This is a genomic window from Pseudoflavitalea rhizosphaerae (assembly GCF_003991355.1).
GTDB lineage: Bacteria > Bacteroidota > Bacteroidia > Chitinophagales > Chitinophagaceae > Pseudobacter > Pseudobacter rhizosphaerae.
Genome location: NZ_RCSU01000001.1, coordinates 574,051 through 586,919 on the forward strand (window position 1 = coordinate 574,051; position 12,869 = coordinate 586,919).

At 48.6% G+C, this 12,869-nt stretch carries 2 protein-coding genes; both read right to left on the reverse strand.

Annotated elements, in window-relative coordinates:
* Window positions 1-41 precede the first annotated feature (41 nt).
* On the reverse strand, window positions 42-11,303 hold the full coding sequence (locus D9Y29_RS02130; protein WP_164735203.1) for a right-handed parallel beta-helix repeat-containing protein: 11,262 nt from the start codon (window positions 11,301-11,303) through the stop codon (window positions 42-44).
* 243 nt (window positions 11,304-11,546) lie between these two features.
* Window positions 11,547-12,863 (reverse strand): MutS-related protein, encoded by a 1,317-nt coding sequence (locus D9Y29_RS02135; RefSeq protein ID WP_127124783.1) that lies wholly within the window; start codon window positions 12,861-12,863, stop codon window positions 11,547-11,549.
* Between the last annotated feature and the right edge of the window lie 6 nt (window positions 12,864-12,869).

Sequence of the window (12,869 nt, forward strand, 5' to 3'; positions counted from 1 at the left end):
GAACGGGCCGGACGGCATTTGAAAGCCGCCCGGCCTGTTTATCATGGTAATTGTTCCCTGATGATATAAGATGTAATACCGAATGTATTGCCCGGATGCGTTTTCACATTGCTGATGATGATCGCATGATCGGAAGGTGTAGCCGTATAGAAAATATTGCCATCGAGATTCACATCAAGCAGGCTGTACACACTTACATACCCGGTGTAAGCAGGTGACTGAGTAGTATTGCCGGCATGATTGAGTACAGCATTGGCAACCGGCGTTACATCCGATGGCGCAGCGGAATGCCTGATGGTCTGATCCGCATTCACATTACCTGCCCAGAGCGCCATTACTCCACCGCCCAGGTCTTTACGCGCATGCGTGCCGTAAGTAGCCGTAGACGCCTGTGTGAAATCGATGGTGCCGGTGCCGGAACTGAAATCGACCGGGCTGGCAGACATGATGCCCAGGTGGTTGCGATGACGGATAGCCACATAATAATTGGCAGATGGCGCATTGAAGAATGATAACGGCGTTGTATAGCTGCTATCAACGATATCGCCGTTGCTGAGCAGGAAGCCGGCCCTTTCTTCCACCACGGTGGCAGGATTGGCGGCATCCCTCAGTTCTACCCTCACCCAATCCACCACCTGCGCCACTGCATCATTGGGACTAACGGAAGGCGTAGTGTTCAATCCGTAAGGATCGGTATCCGGCAGCACTGCTGCTGTTTTCAAACCTGTGTTCATTGAACTGCCATTCCATGCCCCCTGTAAGATCGCTTTGGCATTGAGCCTGAGCGACTGCGGCCCTACAGCCAGTGTGAACACTGCATTGTGACTCAGTGAAGTTACATTTGCGAAGCTCACTGTATTACCGGCATAGGTATTTGCAGGAATCTGCGTGATGGTTCCTGTAGTGAAGTCGCCGTCGCCATCTGTATCGATCAACAGCGTGAAATCCGCCACATCATTTCCATTATGTGTGATGCCTGTGAGATCGAATTCCATGCTTACAGACTGGATCTGGTTATTGAAATTGGTTATACTTGTTTTCCACTCCTGCGTCAGACGTTGGCTGAATAGTGCAGGCAGGTCTGTATTAGTAGTGGTGAGCGCTGTTGAATTGCTTCCCCAGATCATATAGGCGGCATCATTGGTGAATGTGCTGGTGTTAGCAGGGTTATCGCTTGCGATATTACCCAAACCAATTGCCAGGATGGATCCTGCCTGAATACTTTTCGCCTGTTTCTGGTTCAGTCCTTCGATATCATCACGGCCGATACCGGCTATATTCTGGTTATGCGTTGCATTGGCGGCGCCGTCCCATACTACTGTTCCGGCAGTGCTGAGGTAATTGCGGTAAGGCGTTGTCTGATCCATCGTATAACCATTCCTGATAGCCAGGTAAGTAGACACGCGCTGACGTTCAACATCCGTGAGCACCCTGTCGAACATGATCACTTCTGTAACCGGACCGCTCCAGTACTCAGCACCCCAAACACTGTTACCGATCCTTGCTCCGGTGGTTCCGGTAGTCCAGGCTTTATTGGCAGGAGTAGCCACTGGCAGCATTTTACTGTACAGGTTGGCCTGGCCGCCTGCACCTGCCCATGTACCGAACATCTCATTGGTTACATTAGGCAACCAGAAATTAGGAGCGGTGATGAGATCATTGTTCCAGCCAACAAAATAACCAGCCTGTGCTCCTGCGGCGGCCAGACCTGATCCAAGGTTCTGTCCGTTGGAGCCCCAACTGATGATATAACGGGTAGTGGTGGGAGCAACTGATGGTTTACCTACACCAATCACTGTTCTGGCTGTAGTGCCTGTTGGCAGTTTGGTTACATCCAGGTTCATGAAATCGGCAGTGCCATCGAAACTCACAACAGGATTGTAATTGATATTGTCAGTTACATTATTGTTGAATAATGGTTGAAGGCCTGCAGTAACCTGGTTGGCATTGTTCACTTCATTACCATAGTCCACCCAGAGGTCCACCGGCGTACCGTCTGTATTGTTTTGAATTCCCTGGTCTGCGCGCATCCAGAGACTGGTAGCGCCTACACCACCGGGTGATTTGATGAACGCTGCGATAGTGAAATACTGTCCATCGTTCAGATCTGCTTTGGCTGCCCAATGTTTCTTTCCATTGATGGTAATATCATACAATGGAATATAAGTATCGGTGTTGTCGAAGACATCATCATTACTAACTACCAGGTAAGATTCGCGCGGATTAGGTAAAGCATCAAAAGGAATAGCCACTTCCACTTCACCTACTGTACCCGATTCCTGTACTTTCCAGATGCGGGTCATGCGGTAGTTGACGTCAGGCATTCCTGTAATGGAAGTCTTGAATGTTGCAGCGCCATTGTCATCACCCCAGATGAGGTAAGACTTATCTGCCGTGAAACTGTTGGTGTTGCTGGTATTGTTTTCAGAGAAAGCGCCCAGAGCGATGGCAACACGCAGGCGACTGCTGTCGCTATTGCGGCTTTGCTTTTGCTCCAGTCCTTCCAGGTCATCACGGCCGATGCCGGTGATACTGTTCTTGTATACGGAATTGACAGTGGCATTCCAGATCACAGAAGCATCTGTTGCCAGGTAATCCGTAGCAACGGTTTGACTGAGCGAAACACCATATTTGATGCTCATATAAGTTTCCACCTGTTGTTGCTCTGTTGGCGTAAGCGTTCTGTCGTATACTACGATATCGCCCAGTGATCCATTATAAAAGAGCCCTCCGCCATTCAATACGTTGTCACCAATATACGCTGTTGGCTGCGAAGCGGTATTGAGTGGCTGGTTACCTACGGCGATCAATGAACTTGTGATACCTGCACCATTCCATCTCATCTGAGTGGCGGCATTGGTGGTGCCGGCTGCGTTGGTGAACACGGTAATACCAGGAACAAGTGTATTGGTGGCCGTGTTACCGTAACGGCTGTTGGAAATTTCGAGGGAACGTTGGTTCCCGCCAATTTCCATGGTATACCGGGTACCAGTACCCGCAGCTGCCTGATCACCCCAACTGAGCAGTCCCCTGCCGGCAGTTGCTGCGTTGCCTGTTGCAGCGATCACTGTCCTGGCTGAAGTGCCCAGCGGCAGTTTGGTCCCATCCAGTATCATTCGCTGGCTGGCGCCATCGAATTTCACAACGGGGTTGAAGTTGACATTGGAAACCGAGTTGTTCGCAAATCCAGGTTGATTGGCGGTTGTAGCTTGTACAGCATTGTTGATGTCCGCACCGAAATCATTCCAGTCACTGATGCCTGCACCATCTACAGTAGAAGATGTTCCGTAATCTGCGCGCAGCCAGAGCGTGTTGCCTGCAACACCTCCCGGAATTTTCAGGTCGTTCGCGAAAGTGAAGTACTGTCCACTGCTGAGGTCAACTGTTGCTGCATAGTGAACTTTGTTCTCTATGGTAACAGGGTCCAGTTTTATCAGCACATCTGTACCATCGAACACGGCATCATTACTTACAATTATATATGCAGCGCCAGGGTTCGCCAGTGCACTCGCAGGAATTGCCACTTGTACATCACCGATAGTGCCGGTTTCCTGTACTTTCCAAACCCTTGCCATACGGTAGTTGACGAGCGCTGTACCGCTGACTGCCGTGCGGAAGTTAACGGCGGCATTATCATCTCCCCAAACCAGGTAAGATTTATCATTCGAGAATATATTGGTATTAGCGGAATTGGTTGAATCGATATTACCTAAACCAATGGCCACCTGTAATCCTGCATTGATACTGCGCGATTGTTTCTGATTCAGTATCTCTTCATCATCCCGGCCAATACCCGCGATATTGTTCTTATGCGTTGCGTTGGCAGCCGCGTCCCACACTGTGGTAGTACCATCTGTGGCGATATAACTGGTATTACCGCTGTTGAGGGTAAGACCATATTTTATTGCCAGGTAAGTATTCACGCGTTGGACCTCGCCTGTAGTAAGTGCTGTATTGTAGATGATCAGTTCCGGAAAGCGGCCATTGAAGTTGGTAGCGATATTAAACGGATTGTTGCTACCGGTGTACGGTGTATTTACATTACCCGTTGCCACACTGGCGCCGTTCTTGAGTATCTCCTGCTTGTTCGCTGCAAGTGAATTATCGCTGAGGCCCGTCCAGATATTTACCTGGCCATTGATATTACCTGCATTGTAGGTAAGCCTGCTGGCCGGATACGGAGGATCCCAGTACACTACATTATCTCCCCAGGTAGCATGCAGGTTGAAGGAGGTGCCGGCGCCTGCTGTAGTCTCATTGAAGAGGATGGCATTGAGCGCTGTGGCCTGGCTGTTCACCGCGAAAGCCGCGGCGGCAGTATAAGTACCTGTTTTCAGGATGGATTCACCAGCCATGGTATAACCAACTCCGCCAAACTTCATTACCGGGTTGAAATTGATATTGGCAGCGCTGTTGTTCAACCAGGTAGGTTGAAGAGCAGTGTTCGCCTGCTTCAGGATATTACTATATGCGCTGATATCATTCCAGTCGCTTACCAGCGTATTGTTTACAGTGGAGGAGCTTCCCACATCTGCGCGCAACCAGATGGAATGACCGGAAACGCCGCCCGGAGATTTCAATGGAGCGCCGAAGGTGAAGTAAATTCCATCTGCAAATAAGGAGGAAGAAAGTGTTACCGTTCCATCAGCAGCAACCGGCACTTCCTGATCGATGGTGGCGAAATTCTCATCGGTACTGATCAGGAGATAATTGTCAACACCCAGTGGTTTTACCTTCAGTGTGATGTCCTGATCAGTCCAGTTTGTTTTCTGCACTTTCCAAACCCTTGCCATCCTGCGGGTCACATTGGCGCTTCCACTAATGGTGACCGTAAAATTGGCCGCACTCAAACCATTATCGCCAAACACGAAGAAAGACCTGTCGTTAGTAATGGTATTGGTATTGCTTTCATTGGTCACTGCTATGGATGAGCCCAGCGCCAGTGTTACGAAGCCAGTATCCACAGAGAGGGACTGTTTGGTGTTCAACGCAGTGCTGTCGTCCCTTCCGATACCGGTGATCCGTTTATTGTAAATACCATTGGTTGTATGGTCCCAGTATGTAATTCCATTGCTTGCCAGGTAACTGGCTCCCGGCGTCTGATGGAGTGTGATGCCATATTTAAGCGCCAGGTAAGATTCTACAGACTGACGCTCTGCATCGGAGACCACACGATCATACACGATCACTTCGGAAATATTCCCCTGCCAGAAGAATGCCCTGGACGCAATGGTGCGGGAACCGATGGACACCAGGTCGGCAGCAGTGGATGGACTCAGGCTGATAGATCCCTGACCATCCAGCTTAAAGTTCTGGTACAGTTTTACACCGTTAGCCAGATTATTTTGTGTTGCGGTGAACAGGTAAGGCCTGTTTTCTACAAAGATACTCGTGCCTGACGCGCCCTGAACGGCCGCATTGTTTTCGAGATAATTCATGGCGCCTCCTGCCATCCTGAATTCCATGCCCACAGCTGATCCTACTGCACCGCTGCCAATCAAATCCCTGACAGTGCTGAAACCGCCTCCTGATCCTGCTACAAAGATGGTAGAACTGTCAGGATGTACACGTGTGGTAGTGATATCCAGGAAGTCGTCTGTACCATCGAATTTCAAACCGTAGTTGAAGTTGATGGCTTTTGCATCGGTTGCAGGTTGAGCAGTAGTGACGCCCTGCATGGCTTCGTGCCCATATCCTGAATAATCCTTCCAGGAGCTGCCGGAAGTCTGGCCATCATCGGCACGCAGCCAGAAGTTGAGGCCTTTGTTTACACCATTGGGTCCCTTGATGTCTTTTGCGAATGTGAAGTATACGCCATCTGCGAGATCGCTGGTATTGAGCGTAACGGTACTGTCTGCATTCATTACATAACGGGTGTCTGCTGCATCGAACACTTCATCGGCACTAACGATCAGGTAAGTACCGGCATTACCGCCGCGCAATTTGAATGTGACAGACTGATCATCCCAGTTGGCCGTTTTATCTACCTTAAAGATCCTTGTCATGCGGTTGGTAAGCCCTGACTGACCTGTAATCGCTGTCAGGAACTTTCCGGATGCGCCATTATCGCTGATGAGGAAGAAAGATTTGTCGTTGGTGATGGTTGCAGTGTTGGCTGCATTGCTTGTTGCTACGGCATTGCCGAGTGCAATTGTTACCAGCCCTGTATCCACACTCACTGATTGTTTTTGATTGAGCTCGGAAAGATCATCTCGCCCGATACCAGTGATATGCTTGTTGTAAACACCATTGGTAGCAGCATTCCAATACACCGTTGCATCAGAAGCTGTGTAACCGGTAACACCAGTCAGATTTAGCGTAACACCATATTTGAGGGCGAGATAGGATTCGATACGAATCCTGTCAGCCACTGGCATGCCGGCATTGGTGATATCTTTATAGATGATCAGTTCAGGAATATTACCCGTGAAATAATCCACACCATGGTACACACCGATATTGGTAGAATAGTTGCCACCGTTGTTGACACCGAAATTCCTGTGTGTATTGTCGGATGCAAGTGTATTGCGATCGCGGTAGAAGCTCATATGATCAACGCTCTTCACGAAGCTCCAAACATTGGCTTTGTTGAGGCTGCCACCCCATGGAGCAGTTTGTCTCCAGCCCCAGGGCGCATCCCATTGTGCATTGCCTGCATTATGTGGAGATGCAATAACAGCATATCCGTTAGTGGTCATCTGGTTGAACAGTGCGCCATTATTCGCAACCGGAATGGAAGACACACCGAAGATGGCGATATTGTTCATATTGCCATTGCCCAACACGGAAATGGAAGGATCAATTGTATTTCCAAGTCCGAAGTATTGACCCGGCGTAAAGGTAGCAGTAGGGTTGAAGTTCATGCCATTGGCAGAAACACCTGGCCTGTTGGGAATTCCGGGAGCAGGCAGGTTGATGCCACGTCCGCTGTAATCATCCCATTTCACTCCTGACAATCCATAGTCACCACGGTACCAGGCGCCGATTCCATTCACTACCCCACCCGGACCTTTGAGTTCGTTGGCGAAAGTGAAGTAAGCATTGTTCGGAAGCAGACTGGTATTCAGCGTGATGGTCCGGCCGGTCATGGGCAGTGCAAGGTCACCGGCCCCAAAGCTGGCGTCTGTACTGACCAGGAGATAACGGGGAGCAGTAGCCGCCGAATCCGTACTGAAGGTGATATCCTGATCGGTCCAGTTCGTCTTCTGTACTTTCCAGGTACGGGCCATCGCTACGTTCACGCCGGGGATGCCCGTCACGTTCACAGTATATTGTTTAGCTCCACTGGTATTGCCTGTAACGAAGAAAGACAGGTCCGTTGCAATGTTTCCTGCGTTGGAAGCATTGCTGACAGCAATGGCATTACCCAGCGCAAGAGTGAGGTATTTATCCCCGGTGCTAACAGATTGTTTTTGCAACAGCGTACTGCCATTGTCTCTTCCAATACCTGTAATATTGAAATTGTATCCGTTGTTCAGCGTGGCATCCCAAAATTTGGAGCCGTCACTGGCGAGATAATCAACCGGCGTTCCGGGGGTCAATGTAATTCCATATTTCAATGCCAGGTAAGATTCTATCTGCTGGCGTTGTGTATTGGAAGTAGTTGCAGAATTATTATACACGATCAGCTCTGCTATCTTTCCATTGAAAAATCCACCTCCGGGATGAGAGCCTGCATAGAATTGGCTGTTATTGCCGGCGATGCTATTCAGGGGACCAACATGGCTTGCCACCGTGACCCTGTTCCGGTTGCTGCTCATGCCCGAAGGAGATCGAAGGAAACTCCAGAGATAAGGCGTATTCACAGTACCACCCCATGGCGCCTGCACCCTGTAACCATAAGGAGCATCGAAATATACAATACCATCTCCCCAGGGCACGTGTGCAAGGACTGGTTGTCCGTTACTCACCATCTCGCCAAACAATGCCTGATTCTGTATGCCATCGGTGATGGATACAGCATAGATCTGAACATTGTTCACACCTGGTCCGGTGAAGAGGGAGGGACTGATCAGGTTATCGTTGCTGCCATCGAATTTCAGGGCAGGATTGAAGTTGATCACGGAAGGCAAAACAGAAGCCTGCCTTTCAGCAATTGTTTGTCCGGCGCCGTTACCATTGCCACTGGCATCGTTCCAGGCATTACCATTGGCGGAGCCGTCATCAGCACGCAACCATAAGGCGATACCTGCACTCACATTTCCCGGCCCTTTGATTGTGCTGGCAATGGTGAAGTAAGATCCGTCGGGCAACTGGGATGAATTGAGCGTTACTTCCCCATTGGCATCCAGCGCCAGTTCCTGGCTGATAGCACCGAATGCAGGATCAGAACTGATGAGCAGGTAATTATTGCTTCCGCTTCCTTTCACTTTCAGCGTGATGTTCTGATCTGCCCAGCCAGCTGATTTCTGTACTTTCCAAACACGCGCCATCCGTTGGTTCACATTGGTTCCGGTAACAGCTGTGGCCAGTTTGATACTTGCATTATTGTCTGCAAAAAAGAGGAATGTTTTATCTGCTGTTACAGTATTGGTATTGGCAGGATTGGAGATCATCACGGTATTGCCCAGGGCAATGGTTACGATGCCTGTATCTGCACTCAGTGATTGTTTCTGGTGCAGCATGGTGCAATCATCTTTACCGATCCCCGTGATCCGGTACTGGTAACCTGTATTGGCGGATGCAGTCCACATCAGCGTAGTGCCATCGGAAGCAACATAATCTGTAAGGCCGCCATTCAGTGTGATACCATACTTCAGGGCCATATAGGATTCCAGCCTTTGTATTTCTGCCGGAGTAAGATCACGGTTATAGATGAACACTTCCGGTACGAATACTTTACTGAAATTACTGAAGGTAGAGCCGCCTACATCCAGGCTCCAGGCAGTTCCGTTTGAAGCCGCACCAGAGCTCAGCAAGATGCCATTGCCTTTGAACTCATATGCACCGCTACCGGCGCTTGCGCGTTTGAGCGAATATAATTTTGTGTGATTGGTGATGGCGCTGGTATTCCTTTGCCAGCTTTCGATATGCAAGCCGTTTTCGCCGTTTGCATACCAGCCGATCAGTTTGTTACCGGTATAGCTGCTGAACACCCTGCCGTTCTGCGAACCTTCCAGTTTACCAAGTCCCATTATGGTGTAGGTTGTAGTAACGGCAGCACCGGCAGGAACATTATGAGCATCATTGCCATCATAATAAAATGCCTTGTTGAAATTCACCAAACCTGTAGTATCGTCGGGATCTCCCACAACAGTCATGTTGTTGCCGTTTCCACTTACATCTCCCCATTTTGTTCCATTCACACCCATATCGGCCCTGTACCAGGCGAGGATGCCATTATTGATGCAGGCGGGCGCTTTCGTTCCCAGGGGAATGCTGTTGCCAAATTCTGAAGTACCGCAATTATTTGCCGGGATCCGCAAAGTGGCCGTCCAGAAACCAACGCCTGTAGCGCCAGGGCCTGTATTGTAATTGATGGTTTGCGTGGTAGCGCCGGCAGACAGACCAGAAATTGAAGTAACGAAGTACTGCCCGCTTTTTGATGAAGTGCCCGCATCGTTGGCGTAGATATCTACCGTGTATTGAGCGCCCACACTGATATCGGGGATGGTTAGTTGTAGTTGATATTGCCCGGCGCCTAAACTTGTTGAAGACGCCAGTACTGGTGTGCGGCCTGCAGCGCTGGTATAGGAACAGTTCCCGCCCGGCAACGAAATACCGGCTGCTCCATTATTATATATAGAGTTGTCGGAGATAACTACTTTGTTCGGCGCTTCATTATTGATGCCTGCGCCTCCATTATCACGGACCACAGAACCTGTTACCTGTATATCCGTAACACCCGCGCCACCATAAAGCCATATGCCATGATTGGCATTGCCGATGATCGTATCCCCGGTAATATCGATGTCCGATACAGCATTGGCTGCATTGATCACAATACCCGATCTTGTACCATTTTTAAAGGAAGAGTTTACTATATCCACATTGGTCCGGGGCATATTGTAATAGAACTCGATGCCATCAACGTTGTTGGTAAACTTACAATTGTTCACAAGGAAATTGGTACTGGCAGCCACTGCATATACACCATCTATATCAAATTCATTGAATTGATTATTTTCCAGCGTTATGTCAGTGGTGGCTCCGATGAAGGCCAGGCCAATGTCTGAATCCCTGGTCACCGTAAGCCTGTCTCCATCGAAAACGCTGTTTGTAATGGAAACGGTTTTGGCTGTGCTTTCGAAACGGACAAATTGACCGCCAACAGCTGCACCAGGCGTAGGATGACTGATATTACACTGATCTATGGTAATATTTTCCGCAGCACCATTGAACCATATGCTGTAAATATCCACATCCTTCAGCGTCACATTTTCCAGGGTGACACCGTTGGTGGTATTATCGAAACGGATAGCGTAATCACCTTCATCGGCTGTAGCCAGTACATTGAGATCGATGAATGAGTTCCTGATCCTGATATCGGTGTTCACAAAATCAGAATAGAAACCAAGCGCCACTCCGCTATACATTGAATCGATGGAAATATTATTCAGTTCGATATTGTTGGCTGTTTCAATAACGCCACCCGTATTATCCAGCACAATACCATTTAGGAATCCGCTAATGCTGCTGTTAGTGAAGGTCCAGCCATTCACGGATGCATCCCTGAACACAATAGCCTCTCCTCCCCTGGTATTATTCTGTGTTGTCAGGTGGATATTATCCATTACCAGGTTGGTATGCGTTCCTCCGGAAAAATTGAAAGCCCTTCCGTTATAGCTGCCGCTGACCGGTTCAACATCTGATGACCAGATATTCCGTATCGTAAGATTGGTGGAGCTACCTGCAACATTGACCAGCGCATTGAGTAAATTACCCGTACTGCTGCTGGTTCTGATGTTCTCGATGAGAACGCCTGTGGTATTGGCGCGGACGAAGAAGTTGATATCTCCACTGTTGGTAAGTGCAAAATTCTTTACCACCACATTATCGGCACTGATATCAAAGGGGTTAATGATCTGGTTAGTCCCGTTGGAATTGATGGTGATCTTATTTTCGCCATCGATACTCACAGTCTGAGTGATCTGAGGAAGAGAACTCAACAATGTGATCTGACCATACACCACAAATTTGATGGTGTGTGGCCCTGCTCCTGCTGCATTTACATCCAGCATGGCCTGCCGGAGGGATCCGGACCCGCTGTCATTTGTATTGGTAACGATAAAGTCAGCAGCGTTAGCAAGCAAAGTAAAAAAGAGAAAGAAGAGGGAAAGAACTGTTTTTTTAAGGTTTAACAATAGGCATAATGGCTTATGGGACCGGGTTTTGACCCGACCGCTCAAATTGGTTGTGGTTTTCATATGAACCTGTGATTAGTGTTTTTGAAGACTGTCCGTCAGCACAGTCACACGAACACATAAAATTAGAGGATATAAGTTTTCTTTAGTATAGATCGAATTCGATATCTACGTAGAATAAATTCTATAGTGTTCAAAAAGTACGTCAACAAAAAAGCCCCGGCGAACCGGGGCTCAACAAGATCAGCCTTTCAGCATTTCCAATATTCCTTCATTCCTGATGATCAGCATTCCCTGCCTGTCTTCCGTAATACCCTGCTCCAATTTATACGTATAACGGGGTCGTACGCCTTCCATCACAGTAGGCATGAATACGAACTGTATATTATTCTTCTGCATCAGCGCCTCTCCCACTTCTATTATATGGGTTGATACGATGAACAGGCATTCCTGGTATTCAGCAAAAGCTTCCGTTACTGCCAGCGTACCATCATAAGCGTCCTTCACATTGGTGCCTTTGAACAGTTCATCAAACATCAGCAACAATCGCTTTCCGCTGGCAGCAGCATCGGCAGCCTGTTTTACCCTTACCACCTCTGCATAGAAATGGCTATAGCCCAAACCGATATTGTCCGCCACATTGATGGAGGAATAAAGTCCGTCCCTTACTGAGAACTTCATGGCGGCTGCTGCAACAGGGAACCCCATATGCGCTATGTAAAGCGCTATCCCCACCGATTTCATCAAGGTGGATTTACCAGCCATATTGGCGCCTGTTAAGAAAACCACATTCTGCTTTTCATCCATGTTGACGATATTCCCTACCGCTCCATCGATACAGGGATGCCTGAGTTCACCGGCAGACAGGATATTGGCCTCCGGGGCCAATGCTATAGCGTACCTGAACTTTTTCTGCTTTGCCACATTACTAACGGCAATGTTCAGATCAATTTCATAAATGAACTGCATCAGGTCTTCGATTTCACCCTTCATCCTGTTTTGTAACAAATGCTCATAAAATGCAAGCGTCTTAACCGGTAATGCTGCATATATATCCAGGTTGCGGAGATTGGCCAGGTGTTTATCGTTCAGTATCCTCCTGACCTTCTCCATACGCTGATCGAATGCCCCCAGCGAACTCCTGACCGATCCCAGGAATGTATCACACCTGTTGAGCGTAACGATACATGCCTGCAGGCCCTGTACTGATTTCCTGTATCGCTCATCGCGGGTAAGGCCCGACAAAACCTTTTTGAAAGCTGTTTTCACCAGTACCATTCCGGCATTGCTGCCGGAATCGCTGTCGATATACTCTTGCATCTGAACAAGCTGCTGTTCATCGAAAGGGAATTGCAGGTCCGCTTCCTGGAATTTCAGGAATACATTACTGCGTGCATTGATCAGGTCTGCATTTGTAAGTGGATGCCTGAACATTTCATCCAGCAGACGTTCCCCTCCCCTTGTTTTCACTTTATTGAAAAGATGGTAAACAGATCCCTGGCGGAACTTTCCCATCAGGTTCAATTCGTCCAGCGTTTGTTTATCTGTATTGAAACTCATTTTTGT